General features: G+C 38.2%; 12 protein-coding genes. 3 read left to right on the top strand and 9 right to left on the bottom strand.

Going from position 1 to position 14,202, the window contains the following annotated elements; all coding sequences use genetic code 11:
* Nucleotides 1-2 precede the first annotated feature (2 nt).
* The 3 genes from RBR61_RS04055 to RBR61_RS04065 are packed head-to-tail and all read left to right on the top strand — an operon-like array spanning nt 3 to nt 3,375.
* Nucleotides 3-1,193, top strand: coding sequence for a cytochrome c peroxidase (locus RBR61_RS04055; protein ID WP_320342266.1), 1,191 nt, complete (start codon nt 3-5; stop codon nt 1,191-1,193).
* On the top strand, nt 1,190-2,998 hold the full coding sequence (locus tag RBR61_RS04060; protein WP_320342267.1) for a multiheme c-type cytochrome: 1,809 nt from the start codon (nt 1,190-1,192) through the stop codon (nt 2,996-2,998). Before RBR61_RS04055 ends, RBR61_RS04060 begins: the two co-directional genes overlap by 4 nt.
* Nucleotides 2,995-3,375, top strand: a complete 381-nt coding sequence (locus RBR61_RS04065) for a thioredoxin family protein (RefSeq protein ID WP_320342268.1) — start codon at nt 2,995-2,997, stop codon at nt 3,373-3,375. Before RBR61_RS04060 ends, RBR61_RS04065 begins: the two co-directional genes overlap by 4 nt.
* A gap of 49 nt (nt 3,376-3,424) precedes the next feature.
* On the opposite strand, the gene RBR61_RS04070 is transcribed toward RBR61_RS04065, so the two are convergent.
* From RBR61_RS04070 to RBR61_RS04110, 9 genes are all read right to left on the bottom strand, one after another.
* Complete coding sequence (locus tag RBR61_RS04070) at nt 3,425-4,219, bottom strand: class I SAM-dependent methyltransferase (RefSeq protein WP_320342270.1); 795 nt, start codon at nt 4,217-4,219, stop codon at nt 3,425-3,427.
* Nucleotides 4,220-4,466: 247 nt separating this feature from the next.
* Complete coding sequence (locus RBR61_RS04075; RefSeq protein WP_320342271.1) at nt 4,467-4,685, bottom strand: molybdopterin biosynthesis protein MoeB; 219 nt, start codon at nt 4,683-4,685, stop codon at nt 4,467-4,469.
* Between the two features lie 8 nt (nt 4,686-4,693).
* The gene (locus RBR61_RS04080; RefSeq protein ID WP_320342273.1) at nt 4,694-5,425 is read right to left on the bottom strand and encodes a hypothetical protein; all 732 of its coding nucleotides are present in this window, start codon (nt 5,423-5,425) and stop codon (nt 4,694-4,696) included.
* Nucleotides 5,426-5,437: 12 nt separating this feature from the next.
* The gene (locus RBR61_RS04085) at nt 5,438-7,405 is read right to left on the bottom strand and encodes a TonB-dependent receptor (RefSeq protein ID WP_320342275.1); all 1,968 of its coding nucleotides are present in this window, start codon (nt 7,403-7,405) and stop codon (nt 5,438-5,440) included.
* A gap of 25 nt (nt 7,406-7,430) precedes the next feature.
* Nucleotides 7,431-7,844, bottom strand: a complete 414-nt coding sequence (locus tag RBR61_RS04090; protein WP_320342277.1) for a TOBE domain-containing protein — start codon at nt 7,842-7,844, stop codon at nt 7,431-7,433.
* 108 nt (nt 7,845-7,952) lie between these two features.
* A complete protein-coding gene (locus tag RBR61_RS04095; protein WP_320342279.1) occupies nt 7,953-8,870 on the bottom strand; it encodes an ABC transporter substrate-binding protein in 918 nt (305 codons plus the stop codon).
* Between the two features lie 62 nt (nt 8,871-8,932).
* Nucleotides 8,933-11,203 carry a TonB-dependent receptor gene (locus RBR61_RS04100; RefSeq protein WP_320342281.1) on the bottom strand — a complete coding sequence of 757 codons (2,271 nt, stop codon included), beginning with the start codon at nt 11,201-11,203 and terminating at the stop codon, nt 8,933-8,935.
* Nucleotides 11,204-11,213: 10 nt separating this feature from the next.
* On the bottom strand, nt 11,214-12,212 hold the full coding sequence (locus RBR61_RS04105; protein WP_320342282.1) for an LLM class flavin-dependent oxidoreductase: 999 nt from the start codon (nt 12,210-12,212) through the stop codon (nt 11,214-11,216).
* Entirely contained in the window at nt 12,196-14,193 is a 1,998-nt protein-coding gene (locus tag RBR61_RS04110) for a TonB-dependent receptor plug domain-containing protein (RefSeq protein WP_320342283.1), read from the bottom strand. The genes RBR61_RS04105 and RBR61_RS04110 overlap by 17 nt, the downstream gene beginning before the upstream one ends.
* Nucleotides 14,194-14,202 lie beyond the last annotated feature (9 nt).

Consider the following 14,202-nt stretch of genomic DNA (forward strand, 5'->3'; position numbering starts at 1 on the left):
GCATGAAAAAGTTTCTCTTAACCATAGTCGCTATTTTTTTTACGGTAGTTACAACCGTTATTTTGCTGGCGGTTTTAACGACCGAAAAAGAGATAAAAGAGTACAGTGACGATGAACTAAGAGAGATGGCTCTAGGCAAAGGGCACGGCTCCTTCCCATCTACATACGAGAAGCTTTTAGAACTTGTAGATGATGCCTCCAACCCGATGAGCGATGAAAAAATAGCTTTGGGCGAAGAGCTCTTCTTTGATACAAACCTCTCAAAAAACAGGCGTACAAGTTGTGCCACATGCCACTCGTTTGATCGGGAGCTTGAAAACAGGGGCGCGATGCTTAAGATGCTCTCCCAAAAAGATACAAAGATAAGTGATTGTGCGGCTTGTCATCTGCAAGACCAGAGCGGAGTTGACAGATTTACCTTCGCTCAAGGCGATTCGGGAGTGATGCATCCGTATCTTTTAAATACTCAAAGCATTTTCAATGTAGGATTTGCAAAGTATTATACCTGGAGCGGCGAGATCGGCAGCATCAAAGAGCAGGCGATGAACTCTTTTGAGGCTTACTACAAGATGAACATAAAACCTCAGGAGCTTCTGCTCAGGCTAAATGAGAGCGCAAAGTACAAGGAGATGTTTGCCAAGGCGTTTGATGATGGTGTATCGTTCGAGAATGCGGCAAAAGCGATAGAGACCTATGTCAAAACATTGGTCACCAGAGCGCCTTATGACAGGTTTTTGGAGGGCGATAACGATGCCATAAGCGATGAGGCAAAGAGAGGACTGGCTAATTTTATAAGTTTTGGATGCAAGGGGTGTCACAACGGGGTGACTTTCGGCGGTCAGACTATACAGCGTTTTCCGCTTAGAGAGTTTGCCCATGTCTACGATATAGAGCCAAACTTCGAGATCCTCCCGCAGATAAAGAGGCTTGATAGAGAGTTCCCTTTTGAGAACAGCGGAGGATTTTTGGGAAAAGATCAAGAACATCTATTTCGCGTTCCCATACTTAGAAACGTAACAAAAACATCCCCATATTTTCATAACGGAGCGGTTGCAAAGATAAGAGAAGCGGTAAATGTTATGGCTAAACATCAGCTTGGGCGTAACCTGACTCTGAGTCAGATAGATGAGATAGTGGCATTTTTGCGAACATTAGAGGGCGATATCGTAGATTATAAAAAGGAGCAAAGATGAGAAGACTCTTTGTAAAGGTCGCTCTTTTTATGATGTTTGTAAGCGGCATCTTGATGTATGAACCGTTTGAGCTCTCTTGGGAGAACTTCAGGCTCATCCAGCCTCTGCATATAGCAGGCTCTATCATGATAATGCTCTTTTTTATGGATTCGTTCATATATAAACATATCCGCAGATACTTCTTTATAAAAAAGATAAACAGCACGGAGGGGTGGCTTCTTCTTTTAGCTTTTGTTTTGGTCACACTTAGCGGTGTTTATCTCTTTTTTATCGGCAACCGCGGCGGAGATATGTTCGGGATAATCTCCTTTAACATCCATCTCTATGGTTCGCTCGCTTTGGCGGCTCTTTTTCTGTGGCATATCATAAAGGCAAAGGGCCAAAACGCACAGCCGCTGGCTCTGCTTAGCGCAGTTTTACTTGCATATCCATCTGTTTCGTACAGCAAGGTCACGGAGCTCTCTCTTTTTGAGATAGAGGAGAAAAGAGAGGCTTATCACAGCGAGGATTGGACTAACTCTGCAAAATGCAAATCTTGCCACAGCGAGATATTTGAGCAGTGGAGCAACTCGAACCATAAACATATGGCAGGCTCGAATCCTTACTATATGGTCATGGAGACGCTTGCAGGAGAGGTCGAAGGACAGGAGTTTCGCAAATGGTGCATGGGGTGTCACAATCCAAGCGCTCTCTCGGTTGGACTTGCTAAGAGCACGCACGCGATGGATGGCAATTTTGTAAGTAACGAGCATTTTGAAAATGGCGCAAAAACGCTTCTTGCGGATTTTAAAGAGCACGGCAACTTCAGGCTTGAAGAGGGTGTCTCATGTATCGCATGTCATCAGATAACCGATGCCTCAAGCAAAGGAAACGCATCTTTTAGAATCTCTTTAGATAGGCAAAAATACGCATTTGAGGATTCCAATTCGGATCTTGGGCGCTGGTTTAGCGAAAAACTTATCAACGCAAACCCTCAAGTCCATAAAGAGAGCTACTCAAAAGAGTTTTACAAAGAGAGCCGCTACTGTGCTTCGTGTCATGATGAGTTTCACCCGCAAAACGGCATAAAGATCGTCTCAACATTCGAGGAGTGGAAAAAGTCGCCGTTTAACAATCCAAATGATAAAACTAAACACAAAACCTGTGTAGATTGTCATATGACATATTTAAAAGATGATAAATTCGCACCTCTAAAAGGTACTTCAACTGAGGGCGGCGTTATAAAGGACGATGTTAAAGTTCACTACTTTGCAGGCTCTAACCACTTTCTGGCAGGGCTTAGAGACAAAAAGCATGAAGAGCAGACACTGCAACTTCTTAGAACTTCTGCAAAGCTTGATATAGATATAAAAGATGGAGTTTTGGAAGTAGGCGTTAAAAACGTCGGAGCAGGGCATCATCTCCCTACGGGTGTTGCTGATTTTAGGGAGCTGTGGCTTGAGGTTGAGGTCAAGGACAGAGAGGGCAGGGTCATCCTCTCAAGCGGAAGATTAAAAGATGACGGCGACATAGAAGATGGAAGCAGACTCTTCCAAAAGGTCTTTGGCGACGAGGAGGGCAAACCTGTTGGGCTTCTGTTTTGGAAGTATAAAACGCTTTTAAGCGATACAAGAATACCCGCAGGAGAGAGAAGGGCGGAGAAGTTTGCGCTGGGAGAGAATTTAAAATATCCGATTCAAGCGAGCGTAAAACTAAACTTCAGGATATATCCGCAGTGGGTGACTGATGCCGTACGAAAGGTATTTCCGGTTCTTGGAAACCCAAATGTGGTCGAGCTTGCAGGTGTGCAAAAAGAGTTTAAATGAAGATACTCTTTGTTCTGTTTATAACGACGGCAGCGCTTTTTTCAGAGCATATAAGATGGCAGAGTGATTTTGACAAAGCTCTGTTTGAAGCAAAAAAAGCCAAAAAAGAGCTGCTTCTTTTGGTGTTAAAAAAAGAGTGCGCGGAGTGCAGAGAAGTTTTTGTAGAGGTCTTTAGTGATGAAGAGGTACAAGAGGAGGTTAATAGAAAATATATTGCCGTCGTCGCTTTTTTTGAGGATAAAAACAGTTACCCTATAGAGCTTTTTTACACACAAGCCTTTCCGAGCCTCTTTTTTGTCTCAAGCAAGGACGAGTCCTACCTGCAAAAACCTCTAAGAGGCCATTTTACAAAAGATGATGTTTTAAAAAGTCTTTGAAATCCACTTTACGTCTTCCAAAGAGCTTGATCATCCGAATAAAAATAGACTATTTTTCACAACTCCACGCTACAAATGCCCAAAAAGTCGGCTTTAGAGAATCTTGTCTATTTTCTACATGTAGCTTAAAGTACTCTTTTGCTTTTTCTTGTTGTTCATCATTTAAAGAACCCAGGCTCCAGATTAAAGATGTTACAAATTCATCGGCATTTGAGTATTTTACGCTTCCGTCTTTTGTTGCTATGTAGTCTATTTTAGGTAGATAACCGTCTTTATAAAGCAGTATCGGGATATACCAGAAATCAGGTTTTGTTATGATTTTTTTCCCTATATAATCCAATATATCCATATCAACAAAACTGCCGCCTGTTTTGTAGGTAAGATAGCATGCCTTTTTTGCATGAGATGACATTTTTGATAACGCATCTTCCAGATCTAGAACTTCAATACTCCTTGAAGCAACGGCAATATCTACCTGCGGTAGATGACTCCAATCATCTTCCCAGCCGATATGGTAAGTCGTGATATTCTTTACTCCCTCTCGCGCGGCATAAGCTTCAAGTTCTTCTAACATCTGCGATGAAAAATCTATGGCTATAACATGTTTGACTTTTTTCGCAAGCGGAATCGCCAAAGTCCCGGGTCCGCAGCCGATATCTAGCACTGTGTCCTCTTTTGATATATTCATGCGGGATATAAAATCTTCAACATAGTGAGATTTTTGCATTCTCGGAGCCATCTCTTTTGATTTGTTATCCCAATCACCGCTATTCTTACCTTTAAAAACAGTTTTTTGTTTATGTTCTTTATACATGCGGGCAAAATTAATCGGTTCTAAAAACATTTTTTTTCCTTTTTTTATTTTCTTTTTTGGTTGCCTAAATTTAACTAAATAGTACAAATCTACAACTTCTTTTTTAAGCCTGTTTTTTCTCAAATAGATATGAAAAAAGACAAACAGGACAAAAATAACTCCGGCACTTACATGTAGAGTATCTGCTGCATAATGAAAGTGTAAGAGATAACCGCTAGAGACTACAATAACAACAGATATGCTCATCAGCAAAACTATAGCCAAGTTCAATATAGCTTTAACTCTCATATATGCCCTTTTTCATGCATATAAAACTATCGCTGCACCATCTTCTAAAAAGGCAGTTGTAGCAAGAGTTTTTTTTAGTTGAAGTGATTAACTCATCTTCATCTTTATCCAGTACAAAATTTTCGCATAGAGCTGCAGACTCTATGGCTTTATCATAATTTTTTTTGCCATATTTAAAAACAAAACTATTATCTCTTTTATAAAACATGCAAACCATCAGTAATCAAGCAGATCTTCTTTAACAAGAGGCTTGTAAAAACCTCCGTATTCTTCAAGAAGCAAAACTGATTTATGGTCAATAAATACTCCTTTTAGATACTCGTCTATGATAATAAGACCGTTTTTATCTGCTATTTTGCCATGTTTTAACCTTACTTCCTCAAATAAACCCTTTTCTAATAGTTCTGAGATGGCAATAGTTTTTTTACGGAGTCTTATCTTCCCTTTTATACGGCCGTCATTTCCGTACGCTCTTAGAGCAACTCCCGCTAAAGCACCGATTATACCGTTGCCTTTGTTCTTTACCTCTTTTAAAAAAAGTTTTTGTGCAGCCGCTGTTTCATAGGCACTCTCTTTGGTTAAAACTATTTTTTTCGCATCAAGACCATAAGCAATAAGCGCATCTCTATTGCAAATATCTCTCTCAAATCCCATGCACACTCCGGGCGATGAAGAGGGTGCACTTTTGTCTGCAACGTATGAGAGTATAAAATTTTTGACTTGCTCAAATGTTTCTAAATCAAGCTCACATGTAAAACACATGGAGCTGTTATGAGAGGTGTAGGGAATCCTATCATCAAGCAAGAGCTGATGGCGCGATATAGGTGTTGTACGAGAGTGATTTTTATCGATATACTCTCTAATATCTTCACAAATTTCTCCCGTGGATGTATAGTATCCTATCTCGTCCGTATCGTCTATGGCTATATATACTTTATGTTTGTTCATAATAGCTTCTTTTTAAAACTTATACTCTAAAGATGCGAAGAATTCTCTGCCTGCCATAGGGTATGCCATATCGTATCTTACAAGTTCGTCCGTTAGATTTTTCACGCCTATTTCAGCCGTTAAGTTTTTTGTAGGCTCATAAATCGCTTTCAAATCAAAAGTTGTGAAGCTAGGGGTTGTGACATAGCTGCCGTCTAGCTTATTTTCATAAGCACCGTTGCGATACTTTGCGTTTGCATAAATAGAAAAACCTCCCCCGATTTCTTGTTGTGCGTAAGCAAAAATCTGGTGTTTTGGAACATCCACTATCTCAACACCGCTATTTTCTTTATCTTTGATGCTTATGTAGGTGTAGTTACCCCCGACATCCAAAGTATCTCTTTTGTAGTTGAGTTCTAGTTCAACGCCTCTATGATCAAATTTCCCTACATTTTGGTTTTGAAGCAACCCTGATGGAATATGAACGACACTTTGAATCGCGTCATCAACTTTTGTGTAGAAAAAATTAGTGCGACCGATAAATGCGCCAAGCTGCTTTTGATAGCTTAACTCATAGTGCGTAGAGATTTCACTTTCCAAATCAGGATTTGGAACAGCAGTTCCAAGTTTTCTAGAGTATCTATCCTTCATGGACGGCATATATGTTTTTCTTGATACGCTAAACTTAGCTTTTGAACTCTTATCCGGTGAGTAGATAATCGCCGCTTGTGGACTAAAAGAGCTTTGTGTCTCCAGAGCCAACATGTCAAGGTAAGCTGTATTTGTGTCAAAAATTTCATCGGCAGTTTTTTTGTCGTAACTTATTCCTGCTAAAAGTTCCCAATCAGATGAGATAGTGTAAATATCTTCTAAACCCAGAGAGAGCGTGTGATCTTCATATCTTTCGGTAAGAGTCTGGGCATCAGTTGTTTTGCTTATATCGTAGCCTCTGTGAACATCTTTTTTATAGTTTGCGGCAGCTTTTAGGAAATTGTTTCCTAGTTCAACTCCATATTCTAATCTGGCACCGTAACTGTAGTCGTCATATCTGCTTTTAAATGCCCAGTTTTTTGTAATAGAGCTAAAAGTGGCGTCGTCATATGAGTAGAGTGAGTTTTTGCTTTTGTCATAATACGCCAAAGCTTTTATATAACTGCTCTCAAAGTTTTTTTGCCCCGTAATAGAGATAGTCTCTTTATCCCAATATGGCCAATCCCAATTTTTGTTTTTTGCAAAATCTGTGTCTGTTACGGGAGGCTGCTGTTTTTCGCCCTGCTGATTTACATAAGAGATTGCTATTTCGCTCTTATCGTCTGCAACATAACCGGCTTTAAGACTTACTTTTTTATCCTCATTTTCACTTCTTAGCCTCTCTCCTGATGGTTGAGTAGCAGTAGTTTCATAATCATCGCTGATTTTAAAATGGTCTTGTTTGCTGTAAGAAGCACCAAGCTGTGCATAAAAATTCCCCTGTTTTGTACCTACATTGATACTCTCTACATGTCGAGCCATTTTTGCATCCGAATCTAAAACAATTTTACCTTTGACATTGCCTTCAAACTCTTTTGTCGGTTTTCTTGAAACAATATTTACAACACCGCCCATTGTGTTTCCACCGTAAACTACGGATGAATACCCTTTTGAAACATCAATAGAACCGATGTCTGTGGTTAAAAATCTACCGTAATCAAAATTGCCGTCATAAGGCACATAAACGGGAATACCGTCTATAAAAACACCCACTCTTTTTGCATCAAATCCTCTGATGTAAAGAGTCGATTCGCCGCGGCCGCCTTGTACATCTTGATTTATGCCGCTTAGGTTGTCCAATGCTTCACTTACCGTATCCGAGCTGTTTTGTGAAATAACCTCCGGCGATATACTTTGTTCAAATAAATTTATATCTTTTACATTATCTTGAACACTCACCTGCCCAAGCGTAAAACTCTCCGCTAGGAGCATAGATGTCGCTATAGATATACCCAATATACCTTTTTTCATTTTTTCTCCTTTTTTTTATCGTATTTCAAGCTACTAAAATGACGCTCGAAGCTTTAAATACGGCATATACGGTGTCGTTTGCCTTGATATCGAGATCTTTGATGGCATCGTTAGTTACGACGGCACAAAGTTTGTTCCCGCCGATAGAGAGTTTTACCTCGCTGTTTACGGCACCCGTTACAACTTCGGATACTTTTGTCTTTATGTTGTTTCTAGCAGTTGCTTTTAGCTTCTCTTTGCTAAGAACAACAAAAGAAGACTTTATAAGAGCAGATACATCTGAGCCGATTTTAAGCACTAAAGAGTCTCTTGCATCATTTGTAATCGTTGCGCATATAGTTATCTCCTCAGAGATTTTCACTGCAACCTCGCTCATTACACCGCCGCTTTTCAATTCTACTACAACTCCGTTTAACTCATTTCTTGCACTTGTTTGCATCTTTTTTCCTTTAAATTTTTGGTTTGATTTTTTGGCTAAATATTTTTAGCATCCCTTTTGTTATGTTCTCATCGCTTGAAGCAACTTTTAGTGTTAAATGCAGATTTTTTATCCTCCTTTTTTATATAAATGAAGAATCTCGGCAAATTCTTCTTGATTTGGTTTATAACCAACGAATCGTGTGTAAAAGCTAGAGCTTTCTTTTTGCATATCTATCTCTTTAAACAATGCAGGATAAAAAGTTTTTGCTGCCCACAGAAGCATAAGAGGCTGTTCAGATGTACGGTATGCCCAAAGATGAATACCTCTAGGTGTAGCAAATATTTGTCTGTTTTTCACTGCATTTAATGTAGAAAACTTTTTATTTTTATATAAATCATCTATATCATTAGGATTGCTCAAAACAATAATGTCTGGATTTGTAAGAATAATCTGCTCAATTGAAAATGTATATTTTTCTATTTTTCTATTGCTATCACTTAAAGGGATTCCTCCTGCATTGCTTATCCACCAGTCAACAATCAAATGAGGCGTTGTCATTGTTCTATAATCAAAATATAAAACTTTTTTCTTCTCTTCTTTTGGAATTGTTTTGATAACAGAACTTACATATTTAAGCTTTTCATCGAAATAATCAAGATAAGAAATTGCTTGTTTTTTGGCATCTAAAACATCCCCAAGTAAAAGCATAATTTTTTTAATATCTTCTGCTTTTTGCCATTGTAATGCAATAGAATTGATTCCTTTTGATTGCAAATTAGCCGCAACAAGAGGGTCCATCGTAAAAACAATGTCCGGTTTGATTTTTAGGAGCGCTTCTACATTTACATCACGATTCATTCCATGTGTGAAATTAGCAGAGGCATAGGGTGCAACGTGATTATAAAAATTTACTGTTGTCGATGAGTGTTTAAATTGATCAGGGAGTTCATTTTTAATCAAATCACCTTTTCCAAGAATAAAAATAAAACTACTTATTACGGGAACTGAGCCGATAGTTATAATGCTCTCTACTTTTTTTGCCATAGCATCTACAAAGAGGATGCTAAGAAGTAAGAGAATTTTAATTATATGGCTTGTTTTTCGCATTAGAATTTTGCACTCAATGAAATAACCGCAGCAAAAGGTGCCCCAGACATGTATGATGTAGTATTGTTTAATGAAAAATCATTATTGCTGATGATACCAATGTATTTTTCATCAAAAACATTCAGTAAACTAGCATTAAGAGAAACCTCTTTCAAAGATAACACATTCTTTAAGTTATAGCCTGCATGAATATCTACAACACTGTACGCATCTACTTTTTGAGTATTTTCAGCATCTCCATATCTAGAATCAGAATAACGAACAATGGGAGAAATAAAGAAATCTCCTGTCTCATAAGTCATACCTAATTTAACAAGTAATTTTGGAATATCAGGAACTTGATTGCCATCTGTTTTGACTGTTTGTGTAGCAGATATTACAGTATCACTATCGTATTTTGATATCGTATAAGATGGCGAACAAAATAACGATAACGTTGGTGTTGCTTGATATGAGAGTTCCGCTTCAGCTCCATAAGCATGAGCTTCACTCGAACTGATGTTATATCTTTGTCCAGCCTCAGCATCATAAATATTTAACTCCTTATCTGTATATATAGAATAAAACAAAACAGGTTTGAAGTGAAGATTTTTATTATTGTACGTCATAGAAAGCTCAAAATTATCTGCCATTTCAGGTTTTAGCATGTCAAACATATCTTGCATGGTATGATTGGCTTTATATGTAACACTTGCTTTTTGATAAGCAACAGCTTGTGGACCCCAGTCTGGTCTTCCGTATGTTTTTGAATACTGCAAAGCGCTTGAAAGCAGATTGTCGAACTTATAATCAAGTGAAATGTTTGGAAGTACTCTATGGTAAGTTTGAGATTTAACATTTTCTCTGACTGCTGGTGTCGCAGCACTAATGGCTTCATCATAAGAAAGAGTACCCGGAAGCGTATTTATATTTTCGTAATACTGAAGATCCGCTGTTTTCCAAATCAAATACTTTAAACCACCCGAGAAAGTAAAATTATCAATGCTTTTAACACCAGATACAAAAAAAGTATGTAAAAGATTATCTGTTTGTTTAGATAGGGTTGAATAGTAAGAAGGTAATTGATTTCCGGATGCATCAAGTAAAGAGTCTTTTCTATAAACAGGCGGTGGCGGAGCTTCCATATTTAAAAAGTCATAGCCGATAGTAAACTCGGTGCCTCCAATGTAAGCATCAATCTTTGTAAGCAATCCAAACTGTTCATGTTCAATATCCCATCTTGTAATTTTATTGCTCCCTGCACTATATAATCTATACCCATCTTCAGCCCAATAGTGAGGCTTTATCGTTAAAATAGCTTCATCTGCAATTACGGCTTTGATGTCAGCAATAATGGCATACGATTCATATTCTTGTCGATTATAGTCGTAATATTTATCGTTATCAGTAGCCCCAGAAGTAAGTTTTGAGTTAAAATCATATTTGTAGTATGTATCTAAATCACTTGCTTGTGCAAAGCTTAGCGATCTATAATCATGTGTTTTTATTTTGCCATATGCAGCATAAATATTTGCAGTTACTTTATCTCCAAAATTTTGAGTATAGCCTAAATTAAAATTCTGTTTTCCATCAGGACTACCACCTTCTCCTTTCCATTTATCGCCGGAAGTATTTGAAAAAGAGAGAAAAAATGAACTGTCCGTGGAGAGTTTACCGCTGTCAATTCTTCCAAATGTTCTTAGAAAATTATTGCTTCCAAAGCTTTGTTTGATACTACCTCCAAAATCTTTAGAAGGTGAAAGTAAATTGGCATTGATAACGCCACCCGATGTTGAAAGCGAAAAACCTTTGTCTGAAGCTACAGCACCTTTATAAAGGTTAAGTTCACTTAAATTTTCCATATCAAAAAGCTCACCGCCCCCAATAGCATTAGCACCTACTACACCTGTAAGCGGAAGATCTTCAATGGTTCGACCAATATGAAAAGAACTTTTCCCTCGAACCTTGATATTTTGCGCACCTATACCTGACATATCTGCTGTTTGTACATTCACCCCGGGAAGTATGTCAAGCGCTTTATAGTAGTTACTTTGTGCCGGACCGCCAATGTTGTCAAGTGCTTTTTTAGTTAATGTGTTTGTACTAACGGCATTGACGGGTTCTTTTGCATATATGGAATTTTCTTGCTGCTCATAAACAGCTTCAACACCATCTAATGTATAAACTTTTGATGCTGTTTTTTCTTCCGCCAAAAGATTATTGCTTGATAACAATAAGATAGATGCGATATAACTCACATGTATAAAGTTGAGATTTTTCCCTTTTTTCATCTTTTTCCCTTTAAATTTTTGGTTTGATTTTTTGGTTAAATATTTTTAGCATCCCTTTTGTTATGTTCTCATCGCTTGAAGCAACTTTTAGTGTTAAATGCAGATTTTTTATCCTCCCTTTTATATTTAAGATATGTTCAATACAATCATCTACGCTACCGACAATAGCAGCTTCCATAAAAGTTTTTGCATCAAAAAAAGCGTATCTTTGAGCTAAAAGTTCATCATAATTTGCTTTGTTAAATTTTGGTTGTGCTCCTTTGGCTTTTACGGCTCTCATGGACTTTACAAAGTGGTCGGTTGCCGGCAATGCTATCTCTTTTGCTTCTTCTTTTGTGTCTGCTACTGCAAACACTCTCATAAGCACTGTTTGCGGGTAAAACCCTGCTATATTTTTATAACTCTCTTGCGCTTCTTCACAAGCACCCAGCGTTGCCCCTTGAGAAAACATTAGCCCATAACCGTTGTGTGCAGCAAATATGATTGTCTCTTTCGTCGCAAAAGTTGCTATAAAAGTTGGGATTTTTTCTTGAAGCGGTTTTGGTTGAAACTGCTCATCTTTGTAGAGTTTTTGCTCTATATCTTTTACATTTACATAAAGTTCATCTCTAAGAGTGTCGGAGTTTTTGTTAAAGTACTCCAAATCAAGAGCAAACCCGCCTTTGGCAAACCCTGCATTAATGCGTCCACTCGATAGATTGTCAAGTGTTGCTATCTCCTCTGCCAATCTTGTAGTGTTATAAAACGGTGTCAAAAATGCAGCCGTCCCGATACGGATGCTCTTAGTTTTTGCTGCCAAATAAGCCATCATAAGAGATGGATTGGGGATAACGCTAAAAGAGTTAAAGTGATGTTCGGCAAACCACACTTCATCAAAACCTAACTCTTCAGCAAGAACACCCAGCTCAACATCATTTAAGATGGTGTTATGGGCATCGTCGTGAAAGTTTTCGGTAAGTAAAAAAATACCGAGTTTCATGCCATCTTGATTGTTAAAACTTAAATTCATAAGATGCTCCTATGACTCTTCCCTGATTTTCAAATCCAAATATAGTTACATAGTTATCATCCGTAAGATTTCTACTATATATACTTAACTTGGCATCGTTTCCGAGCAGTTTATGGTTATAGTCCAAAGAGAGATTTATAGAGATAAAATCCCCTATATCATGATACTTTTTGTCAATCGTAAAAAAGTTTGATTCATAAGCGCTTAGATATTTACCGGAAAAGTTTAGAGCATAGTCCCCGATTTTCTTCTGCAAAATTGCCGATACGGTGTGTTTTGGTATTTCGTTGTTTTTTACATCTGCCGTGGCATAGGCATAACTAAAGGAGTAATAAAGTTCTTTATCCGTGCCCTCAAAACCTAGTTCACCGCCGTATCTTTTTTGGTCTATTTGATTAAAAACTATATACGGATCCGTATTTGTTCCCAGATAAATAGGCGATTTGATATTTTTATTGTCGTATAAAAATAGATTTAAAGTAGGATTGAAATATTCGTTTATTCTTTTTTTAAGTCCCGCCTCATATCTATAGCTTTCTTCGTCTTTCATATCCGAACCGTCGGCACTCAAAGCGTCGTCGGGAGTCCCGGAAGTTAAATACGCAAATCTTGCACTCCCCTCTAAGTTGTCGTCGAACTTATAAATTGCCCCCAGAGATAAAGCTATAGATGATTTTGCCCATTGATCTTCTATAATTGAGAGTTCCGCATTATTTAGTTTTGTGACATTTCCTGCCAATACAGAGTTTGGATCATACCTCTCTATAGAAGAATCTATATGTTTTCTATCAACTCTAAAAGACTCGTCAATAGTGAGTCTGTTATTGTCAAATGAGTGTGAAGCATGTATAAAAGTGCCGTAGATTTGCTCTTTTCTCTCATACCCTTCATAAAACAGCTCTCCGTCGGGAGCATTATAGAACATTGCCTGCACACCGACTTTTACTAAAGTATTGTTTAATTTAATAGCATGTCGTAAATCTATGGAGTCGGTGCTTTGTTCCCCTTTAAAGTAGTATGGAGGTAGTTGTGAGGGGTTTGTTCTGTCATAATCTTGACTCCATGTCGTTTTTGTATGTGAAAGCTGTAAGGTTGTCTTATTGTTTTGGTTAAAATCTTTCTCAAGTATGGCAGAAATAAACTCATTTTCCATAGGCTCGTATTTCCACTCGGAAGAGGTGACTTTGCTAAGTGGGTCGGTCGCTTTTTGTGTTTCTTTATCCGCATTGGAATAGTATGCACTTATTGTTGCACTAAAGCCCTCATCTATATAACCGCTTCTGACAAATACGCTGCCTCTCTCCTGGGCGGTATTGAAATTGTCTCTTCCATCGGTAAAATAACCACTTAAACTTGCCAGATAAAATATCTTATCGTTTATGCCTCCATAGCTTATATCTGCGATTTTCGTGTTGAAGCTCTCATAAGCAAATTTTGCCGAACCGCCGTCTCTTTTTGGAAGCTTTGTTTTTATAACGATATATCCCAAAGTCGGGGAGCCGTTTGGAGTTCCAAATCCTGCAATTGGTCCAAGGGTAAGCGCACTCGCATCCCTGATGACCTCAATAGACTCTATAACATCCATACTTAAAGATTCCATCATTCTTAGCGATGACATAGGAGCTAGAAGAGCGCCGTCTAGTATTACGCCAAATGCCGCGGCACTATAGATGTTGGGGCTGCCTCTAAAGGTTATGATAGCCGAGTTTTTTCGCCCTTGAAACTGAATATTCGCACCGGCGGTCATATTGATGGCTTCAAATACATTTTTAGGGTTTGCTATCTTTATCTCTTCCTCGGTAAGCTTGTCTATCGTAAGCTTTGAAGTTTCAGGAGCACTGAATGCTTCATTTTGCATAGGTGCTTTTAGGCTGCCTTCTTGTGTAACCTCTACTTTTTTCAAACCGTAGCTCTCGTTTGCAAAAGCATACATGTTCACATTTGCTATTAAAGCCAAGCTTAAAGCTATTCTTTTATTCATTTTATCTTC

This window comes from Sulfurimonas sp. (assembly GCF_034005705.1).
Taxonomy (GTDB): domain Bacteria; phylum Campylobacterota; class Campylobacteria; order Campylobacterales; family Sulfurimonadaceae; genus Sulfurimonas.

Excerpts from the sequence above, each read along its gene's own strand:
- RBR61_RS04095 (WP_320342279.1), bottom strand. The coding sequence starts at position 8,870 with ATGGCAAAAAAAGTAGAGAGCATTATAACTATCGGCTCAGTTCCCGTA.
- RBR61_RS04060 (WP_320342267.1), top strand. The coding sequence starts at position 1,190 with ATGAGAAGACTCTTTGTAAAGGTCGCTCTTTTTATGATGTTTGTAAGC.
- RBR61_RS04105 (WP_320342282.1), bottom strand. The coding sequence starts at position 12,212 with ATGAATTTAAGTTTTAACAATCAAGATGGCATGAAACTCGGTATTTTT.
- RBR61_RS04070 (WP_320342270.1), bottom strand. The coding sequence starts at position 4,219 with ATGTTTTTAGAACCGATTAATTTTGCCCGCATGTATAAAGAACATAAA.
- RBR61_RS04080 (WP_320342273.1), bottom strand. The coding sequence starts at position 5,425 with ATGAACAAACATAAAGTATATATAGCCATAGACGATACGGACGAGATA.
- RBR61_RS04055 (WP_320342266.1), top strand. The coding sequence starts at position 3 with ATGAAAAAGTTTCTCTTAACCATAGTCGCTATTTTTTTTACGGTAGTT.
- RBR61_RS04110 (WP_320342283.1), bottom strand. The coding sequence starts at position 14,193 with ATGAATAAAAGAATAGCTTTAAGCTTGGCTTTAATAGCAAATGTGAAC.
- RBR61_RS04085 (WP_320342275.1), bottom strand. The coding sequence starts at position 7,405 with ATGAAAAAAGGTATATTGGGTATATCTATAGCGACATCTATGCTCCTA.
- RBR61_RS04090 (WP_320342277.1), bottom strand. The coding sequence starts at position 7,844 with ATGCAAACAAGTGCAAGAAATGAGTTAAACGGAGTTGTAGTAGAATTG.
- RBR61_RS04065 (WP_320342268.1), top strand. The coding sequence starts at position 2,995 with ATGAAGATACTCTTTGTTCTGTTTATAACGACGGCAGCGCTTTTTTCA.
- RBR61_RS04100 (WP_320342281.1), bottom strand. The coding sequence starts at position 11,203 with ATGAAAAAAGGGAAAAATCTCAACTTTATACATGTGAGTTATATCGCA.
- RBR61_RS04075 (WP_320342271.1), bottom strand. The coding sequence starts at position 4,685 with ATGTTTTATAAAAGAGATAATAGTTTTGTTTTTAAATATGGCAAAAAA.